This is a genomic window from Micromonospora costi, from assembly GCF_003626655.1.
GTDB classification, from domain to species: Bacteria; Actinomycetota; Actinomycetes; order Mycobacteriales; family Micromonosporaceae; genus Micromonospora; species Micromonospora costi.
In genome coordinates, this window is record NZ_RBAN01000015.1 from 1 (window position 1) to 19,887 (window position 19,887).

The following is a 19,887-nucleotide window of genomic DNA, read 5'->3' on the forward strand; positions in this document are numbered from 1 at the left end:
CCCCCACCCGCCCCCCCACCGCCGGGCGGGCCCGCGCCCCCCCCCCCGGGGGGGGGGGGGGGGGGGGGGGGGCGGGGGGGGGGGGGGGGGGGGGGCACCCTGCCGGGCCCTCACTCTGCCGGGCCCTCACTCTGCCGGGCCCTCGCCGGCGGTCCTGCGGTGGCGCACGGGCCTGGCGGAGGCGGCACGCCCCGCTGGTGGGAGGGGCGTCCGGCGCTGTCGAGCTGCCCCAGCTATGGGGCGGCCGTCGGTGTGCGGGGCGCGCCGCCCTGGCCGTGCGAAACGGTTGTCGCGTGGCTGGGCGATGCCGCATGCCCGTGGGCGTTCGACGCCAGGCCCGTCCCGGCTGCGGTTGCGCCGTGCCGACCGCGTGCGAAACGGCTGTCGCGTGGCTGGGCGATGTCGCCTGCCCCGGGCGTTCGACGCCAGGCCCGTCCCGGCTGCGGTTGCGCCGTGCCGACCGCGGCGGTCGCGGTGGCCGCGGTCCTGTTGTCGTTCTTGCGGGGACAGGCCGGCGGTGCGTGCCGGGGCTGCCCCATTTCTGGGGCAGCTCGACAGCACCCGAGCCCTGCCTCTAGAGGGCTGCCCGAGGCGGTACCGCGACGAGACCCAGGACCGGCTGCGCGCTCGAGCGGCGTCAGCCGGCCGTCCGGGTCGCGTCCAGCTCGGCCGTGAGGGCGTCGAGCTCGGCCGTGAGGGCGTCGAGCTGGGACGCCGTGCCCTGCTCGCGCCAGGCCGGCTGCTCGTGGCCGTCGAGGTACGTGCCCTGTTCGGTCAGCACGAGGCGGGTGCCGTCGCCGTCGGGCACGAACTCGACGGTGGTGATGGACACGGTCGACAGCGTGTCGTCGGACGACAGGGTGGAGCTGGAGACGATCCGCTCGCCCTGGACGATGTCCTGGTAGCGGGCCTCGAAGGTCAGCACCTTGCCGTCGTGCCGGCCGAGAACCCGTTCCCGGCCGCCGACCCGGAAGTCGAGTTCGTGCTCGCCGCCCCCGCCGGCGAACCAGCGCGCCTTGACGGCGGGATCCGCCCAGGCCGCGAAGACCGCGGCGGGCGGGGCCGCGTAGTGGCGCTCCAGCGTGAACGTCGAGTGGATGGTTTCGGACGTGGTCATGGTTGATCCTCTCCTCCTGCTGCGAGATCGGCCGGCCCTGCGGTCAGCACCTCGTCGAGCCGGTCCAGGCACCGCTCCCAGGCGGTGCGTTGGGCGCCGAGCCAGGACTCGGCCGCGCGCAGCACGGCCGGCTCCACCCGGCAGGTGCGCACCCGCCCGGCCTTCTCGGACACGACCAGCCCGCTGCTTTCGAGCACCTGGAGGTGCTGGAGCACGGCCGGTAGCGACATGTCCAGCGGGCGGGCCAGCTCGCTTACCGAGGCTGGGCCGCGGGCCAGCCGCTCGACGATGCCGCGCCGGGACGGATCCGCGAGCGCGTGGAACACCCGGTCGAGCGATCCCTGATGGTTAGGCACATGCTTAACCTTCCACCTCGCCGGCCGATAGTCAAGTGAATGGTTAACTTTGTCGCCGCCCGCCGCCGCGCGGCGTTTGCCCGCTCGGGTCGCGGGAAGACCCGGCCGACCGGGGCCGACCTGAGGAGGAGCGAGGATGACCGCAGGCAGGAATGCCGTCCCGCCGGGCAGCCGCCCGACCGGGGCCCGGAAGGCCACCGGGGCGAAGAAGGCCCCGATGAACCGGAAGGCGGCGGCCAAGAAGGTCGCCGCCGCCACGAAGCGGGCCACCGGCGCGAGCGCGGCCAAGAGTCCCGGCGAGAAGCCCACGGCGACCACGACCCGCGTCGCCCGGAAGAAGGACACCTCCGCCACGACCGCGACGCCCACCCGCAGGCCCACGGCGAAGGCGGCCGCCGCGAAGAACGCGCCGCCGAAGAAGGCGCCGGCCACGACGGCGGCGGCGAAGAAGGCCGCGAAGAAGGCTCCGGCCGGGACGCGGACCACCTCCGCCACCCGGGCGCCGGCGAAGAAGGCGACCACCATGGAGTCCTTCGGCAACCGGCGTACGGCCCGCAAGGCCTGACGGCGCCGACCGGCCGCGGACACGGCAGTGCCGGGTACGGAGGGTGGGTCCTCCGTACCCGGCACGCCCTGGAGTTACAGCTCCCGGACCCGCACGTCGCGGATCTCGATGAGGTCGTTCGTGCTGTGGTTCTGCAGCCCGATGTACCCGCTGAGGAACTGCCGCAGGTCCGTGGGCGGGTCGCCCGCGCGGGACGACGACTTGCCCGGCGTGTTGTCGAACTCGTTGATCACCACGCCGTTCCGGATGATCGTGTAGTGCTGGCCGACCACCCGGACCTCGTACTCGTTCCACTGGCCCTTCGGGGTCACCCGTGCCTGGTCCAGCGTGTTCGGGTCGAAGTTGTAGATCGAACCCGTCTTCTGCGGCTCACCCGTCGGCCCGTCGTAGATCTGGATCTCGTGACCGCAGTAGATCGCCACCCAGGCCTGTGAACCGGCCGCCGAGCCGACCCGGCCGCACTCGGGCCGCTGGTCGACGGGCGTCCGGGGGTCGGGGAACCGGGTGAAGACGCCGCCGTTGGCGTACGTGCTGCCGGCGGAGACGTCCCGGAACCTCAACCGGACCGAGAAGTCGGCGAACTCCTTCCCGGCGTACCAGAGCATGCCCAGGCCGCCGGAGCTGCGGATCGAGCCGTCACTGCGCAGCGCGAACGATCCGCTGGGCGCCTGCCGCCAGTCGGCGAGCGACTGGGCGGTGCCGTCGAAGATGGGCCGGTAGCCGGGGGTGTTGCCCACCTCCGAGTCCCTGGCCGCCTGGATCAGACGGTTGCCGTCCTGCTTGTCGATCTCGCCGTCGGCACGCAGCTGCGCGACCACGTCCTGGACGTGACGGACGAACTGGGTGTGGTTGCCCCAGTCACGCTCGTCGTCGATCAGGTCGTTGACGGTGCACCCGCCGCCGACCGCGTAGTTGGTCACCCGGGTGTCGGTGTCGAGCATCCGCACGGTCGAGCGGGTGTCGGGCACCGCACAGCCGACGTTCACCGGCAGGATGGTGGTCGCCACCTCGCCGTTGGCGTAGGTCACCTTGAGGATGACCTGGTGCGCGCCGTAGTCCGCGTACCGGTGCACGGGGTTCGCCTCGCGCGACACCGCGCTGCCGTCACCGAAGTTCCACTCCCACGCCACGCCGCCGGCCCGGGCGCTGGAGAACTGGATGGCCTTCGGGTCGCTCTGCGCGACGGCCCGCACGCCCGCGTCACCCGGGTTCGGCGTGGCCGGCCCGCCGGTGTAGGCGATCCGGATCAGCTTCTGGTTCGGGTGGAGGCTGAAGAACCCGCCGGCGTAGTCGAGCATGTACAGCGCGCCGTCCGGCCCGAACTTCGCGTCCATCCAGGACTGGAGCTGGTTGCCACCGTTGCCGGACCGGATGATGGAGCGCAGGTCCTCGGCGAACGCCGGCGGGCCGTGGCTGTCGACCTTCTTCTTGTCGACGGTCACCGCGATCCGGTTGTTGGCGTTCGACTGGTCACCGATGAACCACTTGTCGTCCCAGTACTCCGGCCAGGCGACACCGCTGGTGGTGTCGACGTTCTCCCGCTGGTACGTCGGGCCGTCCATGATCGCCTGGCCGCCGCCCTTGAGGTACGGCTCGGTGAAGGTCTCGTCGCCGAGCTTGTACGTCGGCAGTCCGCTCCCGTCGGTGCGCTCCGGGTAGACCGGACCGCCGCCCTGCGGCGAGTACCAGATCATGTTGTCCCGGATCGGCGGGAGGTTGACCAGACCGGTGTTGCGCGGCGACTCGTTCTTCGGGTGGTCACAGTCGTACCAGCCGGTCAGCACGGTCGCGTCGGTACTGCTGCGGTCGCGGTACGGCTGCCGGTTACCCATGCAGTACGGCCAGCCCTGGTTGCCCGCGGACTTGATGATCGTGGCCGTCTCGTACTTGGCCGGGCCGAGCTCCGGGTTCGGGCCGCCCGCGTCCGGGCCGACCCACGCGGCGGTCAGCCAGTCGTTCACCGGGTCCCAGGCGATCCGGGCGATGTTGCGCACGCCCATCACGTAGATCTCCGGGCGGGTCTTGCCGCCACCCTCCTCCTGGCCGGTGAACAGGTTGCCCTCGGGGATCGTGTACGTGCCGTCGGCCTCCGGGTGGATCCGCAGGATCTTGCCGTTCAGGTCGTTGGTGTTGCCGGCCGTACGGCGGGCGTCCTGGAAGGAGACGCCCTTGTAGTCCTGGGTCCAGTTGTTGCCCGAGTAGCCGTCGGATCCGCCGGAGGAGTTGCTGTCGCCGGAGCCGATGTAGAGGTTGCCGGACTCGTCGAAGGTCATGCCGCCACCGGCGTGGCAGCAGCTGTGGATCTGGGTGTCCCAGCTCAACAGGTCCTTGCGGGTGGACTGGTCGATCGTCTGCGCCGCGGCGTCGTACGTGAACCGCGAGACGGTCCGCTTGCCGATCCGCCGGTCCCGGTCGATCGACTCGTGCGGCATCCAGTAGACGTAGATCCAGCCGTTCTGCGCGAACTTCGGGTCCAGCGTGATGCCGACCAGACCCTCCTCGTTCTTCACCAGCTCGCTGCCGCTGCCCCGGTTGCCCATCACGGCGAGGGTGGTGAGCAGCTTGACCTGGTTGGTCTTCGGGTCCCACTGGTGGATCGTGCCGCAGCCGAGGCCGACGTTCGGGTCGTCCCAGTTGGCGATCGGCCCGCTCGGGCAGGCGGCCTTGCCGATGTAGAAGACCTTGCCGTCCTCGGCGATGGTCAGACCGTGCGGCTCACCGATCTGGTCGAGCTGGCCCTGCTGGTTGGTCGCGGTCAGCCGGTCGATCCGGTAGTTGGCCGCGATGGTCGCCTGGCAGTCGCCGCGCACCATGCCGGTGGTCCACTTGATGGCGCCGGCCAGGTGGCTCTGGAACTGGGTGTCGGTGCTCCAGCTCTCCGCGGTGCGGCCCATGCCGGTGTAGAACGAGCGGCCACCGTCGTAGTCCTGGCACCAGGAGATCGGGTGGAAGGCGCCGTTGCCGCTCAGGCCCGGGTCGTAGGTGCCCTCCTCGACCTGCGCGACGGTGTGCACCCTCCCGGTCGGGCTCGGGTCCCAGTTGATCCACTGGTCGGACCGCTTCACGGTGAGCGGCATCCCCTTGTTGGCCGGGTGCTGCCGGTCGGTGAAGTCGACCACGGCCGGCTGCACGGTGCTCTCCGGCGGCGGCCCGGCGTCCGGCCCGATCAGCCACAGCTCGGCGAGCTGGGTGAGGGGCTCCCCGCTGTTCGCGGTGATGTTCAACCGGTAGTGCTGGTACGCCGTGGTGTTGGTGAAGCTGTACTGCTTGGTCTGGAACCGCTGCGGGAACGTCTCGTCGGTGCGGGTGTCCAGGTCGGTCCACGTGCTGCCGTCCTGGGAGCCCTGCAGGGTCCAGTTCTTCGGGTCGCGGCCGGGGAAGTCGTTGGCCGACGTGAGCGCGTACCGGCTGACCACCACCGGCTGCGCGAGCTTCGCGGCCAGCCAACCGGTCGCCGTCCGGACCAGCCACTTGGTGCCGGTCGACCCGTCGATCGCCTGCGCTGCGGTCTCGTTCGGCGGGTTCTCCCCGCTGGCGGTGGCCGAGACCGGCTTCTCGGCGTTGGGCAGGCCGGCCGCCGGCCGGGTGCCGATCAGGCCGGTGAACCAGGAGGAGTTCGGCTGGGCGCGGGCCGCGTCGTGCACGCCCACGAACCCGCCGCCACCCTTGACGTACGCCTGGAAGGCCGCCTCCTGGGCGTCGGTGAGCGTCACGCCGTTCGCGGACAGGAACACCACGCCCCGGTACTGGGCCAGGTTGGCGAAGGTGAACACGCTCGGGTCGGCGGACACGTCGACGGTGAACCCGTGCTGCGTGCCCAGCTTGGTGATGGCGGCCGCCGCCCCGGCGACCGGGTCGTCCTGTTCGGTGGTCGGGCCGTGGAAGACCAGCACCTTGACCGACGCCGCGGCGACGGGCGCGGCGGCGGGCGCCGCGGCGCGGGCGGGCACGCCCAGCCCGCCGAGCGCGAGCACGGCGCCGGTGGCGAGGGCACCGAGCCGGCGGGGTAGGCCGCCACGGCGCCGCAGCGGCTCCGGCAGGGTGGCGTCGGTGCGGGATCCGGTCGGGTCGGACCGGTGGCGTCCGAACCATGGGGAGATCCGGAAATGGCGTCTGTGAGCCATCTCGACTCCTTTTCGGGTTGAAACGGACCTGCGATGACGGGGGGTTGCGGGGCGGGGGTGGACGCCGGGGTGCCCGGCGGCCACCCCCACCGCCGGCGGTCAGTTGTGCTGGTGCGCTGCGGCGCCGCTGCCCGCCGGGGCCGCGTCACCGCCTGCGGGGGCGGCGCCGGCCGGGGCCGTGGCCGCGCCGGCCGTGGCGTGGTCGTGCTCACCACCCGGCGGCATGTTTCCGTTCTCGTCGAGGACGTGCATGGTCGTGTACATGCCGGCGTCGGAGTGGAACTGCATGTGGCAGTGGATCATCCAGTGACCCGGCCCGACCGAGTCGCCGGCGACGATCTGGACACCGAACGAGTCACCCGGCCCGAGCGTCTTGTTGTCGATGGTCGGCACCTGGTCGGTCTCGGCGTTCGTGCCGTTCACCACCCCGGTCCGGGTGTCCGCCCACGAGTGACCGTGCACGTGGAACGTGTGCATGTCGTTGCCGATGCCCACGACGATGAACTCGACCCGCTCCCCCTTCTTGGCCACGATGCAGGTCGGGCCGGGCTGCGGGTTCTCCTGGTCGCAGGTGTCGGCGGCCGCGCCGCGGCGCAGGTTGATGCTCTGCTGGTCACCGAAGACGGTCATGTACGTCCGGTCCGGCCTCAGGTCGCCCGGCCGCCGCACGACCAGGCCGCCGAAGAGCCCGGAGCCGATGCCCTTGGTCCCGTGCGGGCCGCCCACCACGTGGTCGTGGTACCACCAGTAGCCGGCGGTGCCCGGAGTCCCGGCCGTACGGTCGCGCTTCTTCGCGTACCAGGTGTAGGTGCGCGACTGGCCGGGCGGCACGTACGAGTAGCTCTGCACCGTGCCGTCGGAGAGCTGGGTGTACTTCACCCCGTGCACGTGCAGCGAGACCCCCAGCGGATGCGTGGGGTCGGTGCGCAGCTGCTCCAGGGTCGCGGCGGGCACCTGGTTGTGCAGGGTGACGGCCAGGCACTCGCCCTCCGTCATCTCCATGGTCGGGCCCGGGTACGAGGCCGTCTCCGGCGTGAGGCCGTAGCCGAGCCGGATCTGGTTGCCGTCGCGGGGCAGCTCCACCGCGTACAGCTGGACCGTGCGGTCGGGTTGGTCGCAACCCTCGGGTCGTTCCGGAAGCAGGGCGGCGGCGCCGTTCGCCACCGCGAACCCGCCCGCGCCGAGCAGCGTCAGCGCCACGATCGTCGCCACGACCAGCATCCGGCGCGTGGTGGAACCGGACCGGGCCGGGGGCTGCGGCCCGGTCTCCGGCGCGGGGCCGTCGTCGGCCAGCCGCCAGGCGGGGGCGGTCACCGGGTCCCCCGCAGGTTCCGCATCCGCCGGTAGCTGCGCTCGGCGGCGCCCAGCGACCCGGGCGGGTTGGGCTGGGCGTTCGGCGCGCTGTCCTGCTCCCACAGGTACTCGAACCGGCCCCGGTGCTTCAGCTCACCGAAGAACTCGGTGAACGGGATGACGCCGGCGCCGAACTCCACGTCGAGGTAGGAGTTGCCCTGCTGCGGGTCGGGCAGTGGGACGCCGTCCTTGACGTGGAACATCGGGTACCGCTCCGGGTGGGCGTTGACGTAGTCGACGGGCCGGAAGCCGGGGTACTTGCGGGCCCCGCCGTACGCCCAGAGGATGTCCATCTCCAGGTACACGTAGCGCGGGTCGGTGAGCTCCAGGAACAGGTCGTACAGCCGCACGTCCGGACGGTCGGTCGCGAAGCTGAACTCGATCGTGTGGTTGTGCTGGTAGAGCTTGATGCCCCGGGCCGCCGCGGCGGCGCCCCACGCGTTGAACTCCGCGGCCGCCGCCTTGTAGCCGTCGATCGTGCGGTTGCCGGTGGGCGCCTCGGCGGTGCCGAGGGTGGGCATGCCGAGCGTCTCGGCGATGTCCAGCTCCTGCTCCAGGTTGGTGCGGAAGTCGCCCAGGCCGCGGTGGCTGCCCACCGCCTTGAGCCCGTTGTCGTCGAGCAGCCGGCGGATCTGCTGCGGTGTGATCGCCCCGACGTTGCCCTGGGTGTAGCCGGCGAACTCGACCTCGCGGTAGCCGATCCGGGACAGCTCGTCGAAGACGTACGCGAACCCGAACTGGGAGATCTTGTCGCGGACGCTGTACAGCTGGATGCCCATGTGCCCCTGGGGGATCAGCCGGCCCCGGCCGCCCGCGGCGGAGGCGGGAAGAGCCCCGGTGAGGCTGGCCGCGCCGACCGCGACCGTGGAACCGGCGAGACCGCGCAGCAGCGCCCGTCGGTCGATTCTCTGCTTTGCCATGGTGGTGTTCCCTTCGCTCAGTTGCCGGCGGAGGCGGGGGTCAGCGGGGCGATCCGGACGTTCCGGAAGCTGACGACATCGCCGGCGCTGTGGTTCTGCAGGCCGATGTAGCCGCTGGCGCTCTGCCGGCCGGCCCCACCCGGGTCGTCCGACCGGGGCGGGTCGAAGACGGCGTCCGACGGGTTCAGGTACTCGTTGATCAGCTCGCCGTTGCGGAAGACGGACCAGTGCTGCCCGACCACCCGGATCTCGTAGTCGTTCCAGGTGCCCTTCGGCGTGACCTGCGCCCCGGAGAGGTCGACCTCGTCGAACCCGTACACCGAACCGCTCTTGTAGCGGTCGCCCGCCGGGCTGTCGTAGATCTGCAGCTCGTGGCCGTACTTGATGGCCACCCACTCCGGACGCGGCTCGTCCGGGTGGTCGTGGACCTGCGGGAAGCGGACGAAGACACCGCTGTTGGCGCGGCCGTCGCCCGGCGCGTCGTCACGCCACTGCAGCTTCAGGGAGAAGTCCCGGTACTCCTGTGCGGGGTACCAGAGCATGCCCATCCCCGCCACGGCCCGGCTGGTGATCGACCCGTCGGCGTTGCGGACGAAGCCGCCACCGCCCACGTGCTCCCAGTTCTTGAACGACGCGGCCGTGGAGTCGAGCAGCGGCTGGTAACCGGCCTTGGCCTCCGGCTTGCCGACCGCGGAACTGCGGGCCGCGTCGACCAGCTTCTTGCGCTCCTTCTCGGTCAGCACCCCGAGGTGGACCAGGTGGTCGCCTACCACCTTCACGTGGTTGACGAACTCGGCGTGGTCGAGCCAGGTCTGCCGGCCGTCGAAGAGGTTGTTGATCGTGCACTCGCCCTCGACCGGCCGGTTGGGCACGCCGCTGTCCAGCGTCCCGAACCACACAGTCGGGCGGGTGTCGGGCACGCGGCAGTTCACGCCGGAGCCGGTGGCGATCACGGTGAAGGTGACCGAACCGGGGCCGGCGGTGTTGCCGACCTTGTCGGTGGCCCGGAAGCTCAGCACGTGGTCGCCGGGCTCGTCCACGACGATCGGCCGGAGGTAGCGGACGTACTCGGCGCCGTCGAGCGCGTACTCGATCCGGTCGACCCCGGTGCCGGTGTCCAGTGCGAACAGCGTCAGCGTGGCGCTGCCCAGGTAGGCGCCGTCGTCGTCGACCTGCCCGGAGACCGACGCGGTCACGGTGGGCGGCGTCGTGTCGTCCGACGGGGGCGCGACCACGCTGAACGACACGGACTTCACCGCCGAGGTGTTGCCCGCCTTGTCGGTGGCCCGGTAGGCGACCGTGTGCTGGCCCGGCTGGTTGACCGTCACCGGCGCGGAGTAGGTGGCGTACGGCTGCCCGTCGAGGGAGTACTCGATCCGGTCGACGCCCGAGCCGGTGTCCGTCGCCGAGACCATCACCGTGGCGCTGCCCACGAAGGCACCCTCGGCGTTCTTCTGGCCGTGCAGCATGGCGGACGTGGTCGGCGCCGTGGTGTCCTCCGGCGGGGGCGCCACCACGGTGAAGGACACCGACTGCGCCGCCGAGGTGTTGCCCGCCTTGTCAGTGGCCCGGTACGACACCGTGTGCTGACCGAGCGCGGTGACGCTCACCGGCGCCGAGTACGTGGCGTAGGCGCCACCGTCGAGCGCGTACTCGATCCGGTCCACGCCGGACTCCGTGTCGGTGGCCGACACCGTCACCGTGGCGCTGCCCACGTACGCGCCCTCGGTGTTCTGCTGGCCGGTGACCGCGGCCGACGTCGTCGGTGCCGTGGTGTCAGCTGGCGAGGCCTCCGCCACCGTGAACGACACCGACTGCGCCTCGGAGGTGTTGCCCGCCTTGTCGGTGGCCCGGTAGCTGACCGTGTGCTGGCCCGGCTGGTTCACCGCGACCGGCGCCGAGTAGGTGGCGTACGGCTGCCCGTCGAGGGAGTACTCGACCGTGTCGACGCCCGATCCCTCGTCGGTCGCCGACAGGGTCACCGTGGCGCTGCCCACGTACGCGCCGTCGTCGTCCTTCTCGCCGGTCACCTCGGCCGTCACGGTCGGTGCCGTGGTGTCCTGCCCGGAGGGCGCGACCACCGTGAACGACACCGACTGCACCGCCGACGTGTTGCCCGCGCGGTCCGTCGCCCGGTACGACACCGTGTGCTGGCCGACCGCCGTGACGCTGAGCGGCGCGGCGTAGGTGGCGTAGGCGCCGCCGTCGAGCGAGTACTCGATCCGGTCGACGCCGGACTCCGTGTCCGTGGCCGACAGCGTCACCGTGGCACTGCCCACGTACGCGCCGTCGGGGTCCTGCTGACCGGTCACCGAGGCGGTCGCCGTGGGGGCCGTGGTGTCGTCCGGCGGCGGTTGCGCCACCGTGAACGACACCGACTGCACCTCCGAGGTGTTGCCCGCGTTGTCGGTGGCCCGGTAGCTGACGGTGTGCTGCCCCGGCTGGTTCACGGTGACCGGCCCGGAGTAGACGCCGAAGGCGCCGCCGTCGAGGGAGTACTCGACCTTGTCGACGCCCGAGCCCTCGTCGGTCGCCGACAGGTTCACGGTGGCGCTGCCCACGTACGCGCCGTCGTCGTCCTTCTCGCCGGTCACCTCGGCGGTCACGGTCGGCGCCGTGGTGTCCGACCCTCCGCCGGTCACCACGAGGAGGCCGGTCATGCTGCCGTGGCCGGGGATCGCGCAGAAGTACCGGTAGGTGCCCGGGCTGAGCACCACGTCGACGGTCCACCGGCCGCCGTTGGCGTCGTTCGGGTCGGCCAGGATGTTGACGTCGACGTCGCTGTTGTACGACGGGTTGCCGGTGTCGAAGGTCAGGGTGTGCTGCATGCCGGTGGTGTTGCCGGTCGCGGCGCTGTTCTCGAAGACGAGGGTCGCCGGCCCGGCCACCGCCGTGGTGGGGGCGGAGCGGTACGCGAGGAAGCTGTCGCCGGCGGTCCAGGTCAGCACCTGGGCCTGCATCTGGCGCGGCTGTGCCGCGGCGGCTGTGGTCGGCCGTTCGGTGTCGACCGGGCGCGCGCTCGCGGGCGCCGCCACCGCACCGGCCGTCACCCACATCAGGGCGGCCGTCGCGACGGCCGCGATCGATCTCCGGAGCCGGGCGGCCGGGAGCCGGCCGGGGGGTGAGTACCCGTTCATCAATGCCTCTCTCCCACGTCCGAGGCGGCGCACCGGCGGGGCTGGCATCCCCCGTCGATGTCAGGTCACCTCTTGTCAGATATGTCGCCGATCGGCGGTGCCGTGGGCCCCTCCCTGGCCGCACGGGATCCCCGGCCGTGGCGGCGCCACGGTCGTCCTGTGTGGTTGGAGTGCGCCCGCTGCGCGGACGAGCCGGATCGCCCGCGTCGTCGGGCCGGGGTCAGCGCGAGGCTGACGCGGTGGTGTGCCGCCTCGGAGCCGGTCGAGGCGTCATCGGAGCCGGGACGGAGGTCGGTCGGTCACCCACGGCGCCTCCCCCACGCCGGGTCGCTGGGCGTGCCGCCGGCCAGGGCTGCCGCCGCCGGCCGGACCGGTGACCGCCGGACGTGTCAGGCAGCCCGGGATCACCGTTCGAGACTCACCGCGCCGCCGGTTCATCTCGCTGAAACATATCGATGGAACCCGACACTACTAAGTTGGCCCGGACGTGTCCAGAGCTTTCGTTTGCCCTGGCTGTACTTTTCTCCAAACAAACGAAAGTTCGCAGCGTCGGCCGCATCAAGGGCGTTACACGGGTTGGTTTGTCCTCTTCGGGCGGTTGCCACGTCGCGTGAGGACGGCCGATCGGACGGGCCGGTCCGCTTCCGGCCGGGCGGATCCGCGTACCGTCAGGCGGACGTCTCGGGGCAGCACACGGTGAGCGCCCCGGGCACCGAGCGGACGCTGAGCTTGCGGACCGCGCCGCGCGCGCCGCCGTCGAGTTCGTACGTCCGCGGCGCGGCGAGGCGGACCTTCACCTTCCGGCCCCGCGTGATCCGGACGAACGGCGACTTCGCCGACCGGCCGGCGGCCATGCGACCGAGGGTACGGGCCCAGTCGATCGCCCCGCTGGCCGTCGACACCCCGACCTCCAGGTAGCCGTCGTCCGGCCGGGCGTCGTCGAAGGCGGGGATCCCGCCGGTGATCGTCCCGACGTTGCCGAAGAGCACGCAGCTCGCCTCGCCCTCGAACCAGGTGACGCCGTCGACCCGGATGCGGGTGTGCACCAGTTCGCCCCGCACGTGCCGCAGCCCGGTCCAGACGTACGCGAGCCGGCCGAAGCGGCCCTTCAGGTCGCGGTCCGCCTCCCGGATGAGGTCCCCGTCGAACCCCGCACCCGCCATCACGGCGAAGTGCTCGCCGTTGACCCGGCCCAGGTCGAGCCGGCGGCGCCGGCCGTGCAGCCCGATGCGCACCGCCTCGGTCAGGTCCTCAGGGACGCCGAGGTTGGCGGCGAAGAGGTTCGCGGTGCCGGCGGGGAGGATCGCCATCGGCGTCCCCGAGCCGGCGAGCGCGTCGGCGCACCGCTGCACCATGCCGTCCCCGCCCCAGACGAAGATCAGCTCCGCGCCCTTCTCCAGCGCCTTGCGGACCTTCTTCGGCGCCTTGCGACTCTTCGGCACCTCGTACCAGAGCAGGTCGTCCACGCCCGCGCCGGCGAGCATCGCCCGCAGCTCGTCGAGACCGCCGCCGAGCGTCTTGCGGCGGTGGGCGACGACCGCGACCGTGCCCGTCCGGGCGGCGGGCGCGGGCGGGGCGGGCGCGGTGCTCGTGCTCATGCCCCCGGTGGTACCCGATGGGCCGGTTTCCCACGCGTGCCGGGCCGGTGAGGCAGGTCTCCCGCCGGGCCGGCGGGACGGCTTCCGCCCCGCCGGCCCCCGACGGGCTCAGAGGGTCCGGGAGAGCCGGTCGGCGAGGATACGGGTGAACCGAGACGGGTCGGACAGCTCGCCGCCCTCGGCGAGCAGAGCCATCCCGTACAGCAGCTCGGCGGTGTCGCGCAGCTCGCCCTGGTCGCCGCCCTGCTCGTGCGCCTTGCGCAGCCCGGCGACCAGCGGGTGGCCCGGGTTCAGCTCGAGGATCCGCTTGACCGACGGCACCTCGTGGCCCATGGCCCGGTACATCTTCTCCAGCGTCGGCGTGAGGTCGTGCGCGTCACCGACCACGCACGCCGGCGAGGTGGTCAGCCGGGACGAGAGGCGGACCTCCCGGACGCTGTCGGCCAGCGCGCCGCCCATCCAGGTCAGCAGCTCGGCGTAGTCCTTGCGCTGCTGCTCGCGCTCCGCCTCGGCCTGCTGGCGCTCCTCGTCGGTGTCCAGGTCGACGTCGCCCTTGGCGATCGAGCGCAGCGGCTTGCCGTCGTACGCGCCGACCCGCTCGACCCACACCTCGTCGACGGGGTCGGTGAGCAGCAGCACCTCGAGCCCCTTGGCGCGGAACGCCTCCATGTGCGGCGAGTTCTCGAGCATGGCGCGGGACTCGCCGGTGGCGTACCAGATCTCGCCCTGGCCGTCCTTCATCCGCTCCACGTAGCCGCGCAGGTCGGTCGGCTCGGCCGGGTCGTGGGTGGAGGCGACGCTGACCAGCTCCAGCAGCGTGTCCCGGTTCTCCGCGTCGTCGATGAGGCCTTCCTTGACGACCGCGCCGAACTCGGTCCAGAACGTGCGGTACCGCTCCGCGTGGTTGGTCTTGAGGTCCTTCACGGTGGCGAGGACCTTGCGGACCAGCCGCCGCCGGACGACCTGGATCTGCCGGTCCTGCTGGAGGATCTCGCGGGAGATGTTCAGCGACAGGTCGTGCGCGTCCACCACGCCCCGCACGAAGCGCAGGTACGGCGGCATCAGCGCCTCGCAGTCGTCCATGATGAAGACGCGCTTGACGTAGAGCTGGACGCCGCGTCGGCCCTGCGGGGAGAACAGGTCCAGCGGCGCGTGCGCCGGGATGAACAGCAACGCCTCGTACTCGAAGGTGCCCTCGCCCCGCATGTGGACGATCTCGAGCGGGTCGGCCCAGTCGTGGGCGACGTGCTTGTAGAACTCGTGGTACTCGGCCTCGTCGACCTCGTCGCGCGGCCGGGCCCAGAGGGCCTTCATCGAGTTGAGCGTCTGCACCTCGCGGGTGGTGGCGCCGTCCTCGCCGGGACGCTCCACGGTCATCCAAACGGGCCAGGCGATGAAGTCGGAGTACCGCTTGACGATCTCCCGGATCGTCCATTCGGCGGTGTAGTCGTGGAGGTTGTCCTCGGCGTCGGCCGGCTTGAGGTGCAGCGTGACGGCCGTCCCCTGCGGGGCGGTGTCGACCGGTTCGACCGAGTAGGTGCCCTCACCGGTCGACGACCAGCGGGTGCCGCCCTGCTCGCCGGCCTTGCGGGTCAGCAGCTCGACCCGGTCGGCGACCATGAACGCCGCGTAGAAGCCGACGCCGAACTGGCCGATGAGTTCCTGCCTGGCGGCCGCGTCCGCGGACTCCCGCATCGCCCGCAGCAGCTCGGCCGTGCCCGACTTGGCGATGGTGCCGATCACCGAGACCACCTCGTCGCGGGTCATCCCGATGCCGTTGTCCCGCACCGTCAGCGTGCGCGCCTCGCGGTCGACCTCGATCTCGATGTGCAGGTCCGCGGTGTCGACGTCGAGGTCCTTGTCGACCAGGGCGGCCAGGCGCAGCTTGTCCAGCGCGTCCGACGCGTTCGAGATCAGCTCGCGGAGGAAGACGTCCTTGTTCGAGTAGATCGAGTGGACCATCAGCTGGAGCAGCTGACGCGCCTCGGCCTGGAACTCCAACGTCTCGACCTGGTTGCCCACACCGTCTCCCTTCTGGCTCGCGTGCGTGTTCGCGGATCCGCCTCGCGTGGCTGTCCGCGGGTCCGCGTCGCGTGGGTGTTCGCGGACAGGATACGAGCCGTCACCGGGGCGGCCCGTGCCGGCGTCGGGCGCGGATATTCCCGCCCGCGGCGGTCACCGTTCGTGACGTAGCTGACTTTGCTATCCCTAAGTCAGCCCCGTAGCGTGGTGGCCATGACGGACTTCCTCGCCGACCGGGACGCCTGGCTCACGACCAACTGCTCCATCGCCCGGACGCTCGACGTGGTCGGTAACCGCTCGACGCTCCTGCTGCTGCGCGAGGCGTCGATGGGCACCCGGCGGTTCGACCAGTTCGCCGCCCGGGTGGGCATCAGCGAGCCGGTCGCCGCGGCCCGGCTCAAGCAGCTCGTCGCCGACGGGCTGCTCGAGCGGCGGCCCTACCGGGAGCCCGGTCAGCGGACCCGGGACGAGTACGTCCTCACCGACAAGGGCGCCCAGCTCGTGCCCGTCCTCGTCGCGCTGCGGCAGTGGGGCGACACCTGGGCGGCCGACGCCGCCGGCCCCTCCGTACGGGTCGAGCACCACGACTGCGGCGCCGAGGTCCACGCGGTGCTGCGGTGCGCCGCCGGACACGACGTGGAGCCGGACGGCATCGACGTACGCCCGGGACCCGGCCTGCTGCGCGCGAACCGCGACTGACCACGCGGACGGCGACCGCCGGCCTCCGCCACCCCTCGACCACCAGGAGCACACCCATGAAGATCGCCGGAAGCACCGCCCTCGTCACGGGGGCCAACCGCGGCTTCGGCCGCATGCTCGCCGCCGAACTCACCGCCCGGGGCGCGACCGTCTACGCCGCCGCCCGCAACCCGCAGACCGTCGACCTGCCCGGGGTCACGCCGATCCGGCTGGACATCACCGACCCCGCCTCGGTCGCCGCCGCGGCCGAACTCGCCCGCGACGTGAACCTGCTCGTCAACAACGCCGGCTCCAGCACGGGCGCCGACCTGCTCGACGCCGATCTGGAGCGCGTCCGGCTGGAGATGGACACCCACTACTTCGGCACGCTGTCCATGGTGCGGGCGTTCGCCCCCGTGATCGCCGGCAACGGCGGCGGGACCATCCTCAACGTCCTGTCCGTGCTGTCCTGGCTCAGCCTGCCGAACGCCGGCGCGTACAGCGCGGCCAAGTCGGCCGAGTGGGCGCTGACCAACGCCCTGCGGGCGCAGCTCGCCGAGCGCGGCGTCCGGGTGGCCGGCCTGCACGTCGGCTACATGGACACCGACATGACCGCCGCCGTCACCGCCCCGAAGCTCGACCCGGCCGAGATCGCCCGGATCGCGGTGGACGGCATCGAGGCGGACTCCTACGAGATCCTGGCCGACGACCTGAGCCGCCAGGTGCGGGCCGGTCTCGCCGGCGGGGTCGCCGCGCTCTACCCGCAGCTGCCCTGACGGCACGGTCGAACAGGTGCGGGCGGCCGCCGGACGAATCCGGCGGCCGCCCTCGTCCGTGGTCAGCTGGCCTGCAGCGTCAGCCCGCCTGGAGTGTCAGCTCGCCTGGAGTGTCACGTCGTCGATCACGAAGCTCGTCTGCAGCGACGCGTCCTCGGTCCCGGTGAACGTCAGGCTCACCGTCTGGCCGGCGTACGCCCCGACGTTCACGCTGCGCTGGACGTAACCGGGCGCGGCGTTCAGGTTGGACCACGTGGCGAGCGTCGTACTGCCCGCCCGCACCGTGAGCCGGTCGTACGCGGTGGACGACGTGGTCTCGGCCGTGTCGATGTGGAGCCAGAACGACAGCGTGGACGCGGTGCAGCCGGCCGGTAGCGTCACCGTCTGCGCGAGGGTCTCGGTGCGGGTGCTGCCGTACCCGCCCAGCCACGCCTTCCAGGTGCCGGTCCGGGCCGGCTGGCCCGACGAACTGGTGATCACGCCGGAACTCGCCGTCCAGGGGCTGGAACCGTTCTCGAAGCCGCCGTTGACGATGAGCTGGCCTCCCGCGCAGCCGCCGGTGCCGGTCACCGTCAGCGCGTAGGTGGCCGTGCGCGTCTGGGACCCGGTCCCGGTCACCGTGATGGTGAAGGCGCCGGTGGCGGCCGACGCGGACGCCGACACGGTCATCGTCGACGAGCCGCCGGACGTGACCGACGACGGGCTGAACGTCACCGTCACGCCACTCGGCATCCCGGACGCGGAGAGCGCGACGGCCTGCGGCGACCCCGAGGTGGTCGCGGTCGTCACCGTGGCGGTGCGGGAGGAACCCCGGGCCACGCTGCCCGACGTCGGGCTCACCGCCACGGAGAAGTCGTTGCCCGGCGCGCCGTCGCTGACCGCGAGCTGCCAGATGGCGTACGCGACACCGTCCGCCGACCGGTTGAGCACGGTCGCACTGATGTTGGCCGTGGTGTCGCACGAGCGGTGGTAGCACGGGTCGTACGCCGCGTTGGCCGTCCCGCCCCACTTGGCCGCCTGGGCGCTGGTCTTGCGGGCGCTGGCGCCGGCCGCGTACCCCGAGGTCGGGATGCCGGCCTGCTGGAACGGGTAGTCGTCGGAGCGTCCCTGGCCCTCGACGTTCTCCTCCGGTTGAAGCCCCAACGAGTCCCAGTACGCCTTCAGCGGCGCCGCCGTGGTCGACGTGACCCGGTTGATGAAGTAGCCGCCGTTGACCGAGCCGACCATGTCGAAGTTGTAGTAGCCCTTGATGTACCCGCGCTGGGTGGCGCTCAGCGAGTTGACGTAGAACCGCGAGCCGTTGAGACCCTGCTCCTCGTCGGTCCACCACGCGAACCGCACCCGCTTGGTCATCGTCGGGTTCTGCTGGGCGAGCACCAACGCGTTCTCCAGCAGCGTCGACGACCCGGACGCGTTGTCGTTGATGCCCGGGCCGGCGGACACGCCGTCCAGGTGTGCGCCGAACATGACCACCTGGTCGGCCGGACCGCCCGGCCACTCGGCGATGACGTTGTTCGACGGGTACGTGCAGGAGGTGCAACGCTGCACGGTGACGGTGTAACCGGCGGCCTGGAGGCGGCTCTTCACGTACGCGACCGACGCCGTGTACCCGGCCGAACCCGCCCGCCGGTTGCCGCCGTTGCTGGTCGCGATGCTGTTGAACTGGGTGAGGTGCGCCTGCACGTTGGTCACCGAGATGTCCGGCGCGGCCAGCGCGACGACGTCCTGCGGTACGACGGCGTCCCGCGCGGCGGCGACGGGTGCGGCGTGGGCTGGTTCCGGCGCGGCGCCGGCTGGGCCTGCGGACGGGGACGCGGCGACCGGTTGGGTGGCCAGCGTCAGCGTCATCCCGGTGCACACGACGAGCGCGATCCGCGCGCTCAACGTTCTGCCTGTCATCGGGGCTCCTCGGGGTCGGAGGGAGCTTGACAGTGACACTCATCTATACCTGCCGGCAACGGTCGTTCGTCCGGAACAGTCGCCGGTTCGCCGATGGCGACTCGCGCCCGAGACCGGGTGGATCACCCGGGCCGGGCCCGGACGCCGGGCCACCCGCCTTCCGTCCGGTCGCGTCCCACCGTGATCGACTCCGGTTCCCGGAAGTCGCGGCGTCCCGCGCGTCCGGACAGCCCGACGTCAAGGAACCCGAGTCGATCACGCGCGAGGGGGACCCTCTGGCCCCACGGGCGGAGTCGCTCGCTGTCGAGCTGCCCCAGATCTGGGGCGGCCGACGACCGAGGCACCAGGCGCCCTCGCACAGCCGAGGAGCAGGGACACGTTCGCCGAGCTTCGGACCAGTGGACTGATCCAGTCCCGCCTCTGACCCACCCCCACCCGCCAAGATCGCGCAACATCCCGGAAGTAGTGGCCTCCGCCGGCCGTTGAGGCCACTACTTCCAGGATGTTGCGCGATCTTGAGCCGATCGGAGCCCTTGGCGACCGATCGGCACCGTGTGGTGGCGTGTGAGGGCCCGTGGCGCGAAACGGAAAGGCGCCCCGCACCGGCACCGGCCACCGGGCACCCAGCGACCCGGCACCGCCGATGCCGGTACGCCTCACCGTGATCGACTCCATTTCGCCGATATGGCGGGGTCCATCCGCGCCGGACACCGCCATATCGGCGACCTGGTGCCGCTCACGCCCGACTGCCCCATCCGACCCCGCACGACCACCCTGACCGGCATGATCGACTCCGGTTCCAGGAAGTCGCGGCATCCCACCCGTCCGGACAGCGCGACTTCAGGAAAGTCGAGTCGATCAAGCGAGAGGGCATCTCCGGCGTGGCCGAGCGTGATCGACTCCATTTCGCCGATATGGCGGGGTCCCCGCGCACCGGACACCGCCACATCGGCGATCTAGTGCCACTCACGCCCGACTGCCCCATCCGACCCCGCACGACCACCCTGACCGGCATGATCGACTCCGGTCCAGGAAGTCGCGGCATCCCACCCGTCCGGACAGCGCGACTTCAAGAAAGTCGAGCCGGTCACCCGGAGACGGGCCCTGCCGGTGGAAGTGTCCGGGCCAGCCCACTCGGGGCTGGCGAGCCGTCTATGCCCGGTCGATGACGCGAGCTGGGCTGCGCCAGTCGACTGTCCGGCCGTCCGAAGCCCGGGGCCGGTGTGCCCACCGTGCCCGTCTGTCCGGGTGGCGGCATGCCCGCTCGGGGCGGATGTCCGGTTTGGGGACGGGTGTGCCGTGGGCGGGGTCACCCCGGTGGTGGAATCATGGCCCGGCCCGG

12 protein-coding genes are annotated in these 19,887 nt (G+C 71.8%); 3 read left to right on the top strand and 9 right to left on the bottom strand.

Annotated elements, in window-relative coordinates:
• Positions 1-637: 637 nt before the first annotated feature.
• On the bottom strand, positions 638-1,117 hold the full coding sequence (locus D7193_RS32935) for an SRPBCC domain-containing protein (protein ID WP_120783591.1): 480 nt from the start codon (positions 1,115-1,117) through the stop codon (positions 638-640).
• Complete coding sequence (locus D7193_RS34495) at positions 1,114-1,473, bottom strand: ArsR/SmtB family transcription factor (protein WP_120783598.1); 360 nt, start codon at positions 1,471-1,473, stop codon at positions 1,114-1,116. Before D7193_RS34495 ends, D7193_RS32935 begins: the two co-directional genes overlap by 4 nt.
• Positions 1,474-1,609: 136 nt before the next feature.
• Between D7193_RS34495 and D7193_RS34500 the strand changes: the two genes are divergently transcribed.
• Positions 1,610-2,038, top strand: coding sequence for a hypothetical protein (locus tag D7193_RS34500; RefSeq protein WP_158674903.1), 429 nt, complete (start codon positions 1,610-1,612; stop codon positions 2,036-2,038).
• Between the two features lie 74 nt (positions 2,039-2,112).
• On the opposite strand, the gene D7193_RS32950 is transcribed toward D7193_RS34500, so the two are convergent.
• From D7193_RS32950 to htpG, 6 genes are all read right to left on the bottom strand, one after another.
• On the bottom strand, positions 2,113-6,162 hold the full coding sequence (locus D7193_RS32950) for a ThuA domain-containing protein (protein WP_120783592.1): 4,050 nt from the start codon (positions 6,160-6,162) through the stop codon (positions 2,113-2,115).
• A 99-nt stretch (positions 6,163-6,261) separates the two neighbouring features.
• The gene (locus D7193_RS32955; RefSeq protein WP_206612057.1) at positions 6,262-7,476 is read right to left on the bottom strand and encodes a multicopper oxidase domain-containing protein; all 1,215 of its coding nucleotides are present in this window, start codon (positions 7,474-7,476) and stop codon (positions 6,262-6,264) included.
• Positions 7,473-8,435, bottom strand: a complete 963-nt coding sequence (locus D7193_RS32960; RefSeq protein ID WP_120783593.1) for a sugar phosphate isomerase/epimerase family protein — start codon at positions 8,433-8,435, stop codon at positions 7,473-7,475. The genes D7193_RS32955 and D7193_RS32960 overlap by 4 nt, the downstream gene beginning before the upstream one ends.
• Positions 8,436-8,452: 17 nt before the next feature.
• Positions 8,453-11,572, bottom strand: coding sequence for an OmpL47-type beta-barrel domain-containing protein (locus tag D7193_RS34000; RefSeq protein ID WP_206612058.1), 3,120 nt, complete (start codon positions 11,570-11,572; stop codon positions 8,453-8,455).
• Positions 11,573-12,240: 668 nt separating this feature from the next.
• Positions 12,241-13,170, bottom strand: a complete 930-nt coding sequence (locus tag D7193_RS32970; RefSeq protein WP_120783594.1) for a diacylglycerol/lipid kinase family protein — start codon at positions 13,168-13,170, stop codon at positions 12,241-12,243.
• Between the two features lie 108 nt (positions 13,171-13,278).
• Positions 13,279-15,192, bottom strand: coding sequence for a molecular chaperone HtpG (gene htpG / locus D7193_RS32975; RefSeq protein ID WP_120783595.1), 1,914 nt, complete (start codon positions 15,190-15,192; stop codon positions 13,279-13,281).
• A gap of 213 nt (positions 15,193-15,405) precedes the next feature.
• Here htpG and D7193_RS32980 point away from each other — a divergent pair, with 213 nt between their 5' ends.
• Both D7193_RS32980 and D7193_RS32985 read left to right on the top strand, forming a co-directional pair.
• Positions 15,406-15,891 carry a winged helix-turn-helix transcriptional regulator gene (locus D7193_RS32980; RefSeq protein ID WP_120783596.1) on the top strand — a complete coding sequence of 162 codons (486 nt, stop codon included), beginning with the start codon at positions 15,406-15,408 and terminating at the stop codon, positions 15,889-15,891.
• A 56-nt stretch (positions 15,892-15,947) separates the two neighbouring features.
• Positions 15,948-16,646: an SDR family oxidoreductase gene (locus tag D7193_RS32985; protein ID WP_120783597.1), complete on the top strand. Its 699-nt coding sequence runs from the start codon at positions 15,948-15,950 to the stop codon at positions 16,644-16,646.
• Between the two features lie 96 nt (positions 16,647-16,742).
• Here the strand turns inward: D7193_RS32985 and D7193_RS32990 are convergent, their stop codons facing one another.
• A complete protein-coding gene (locus tag D7193_RS32990; protein ID WP_174242809.1) occupies positions 16,743-18,545 on the bottom strand; it encodes a M28 family peptidase in 1,803 nt (600 codons plus the stop codon).
• Positions 18,546-19,887 lie beyond the last annotated feature (1,342 nt).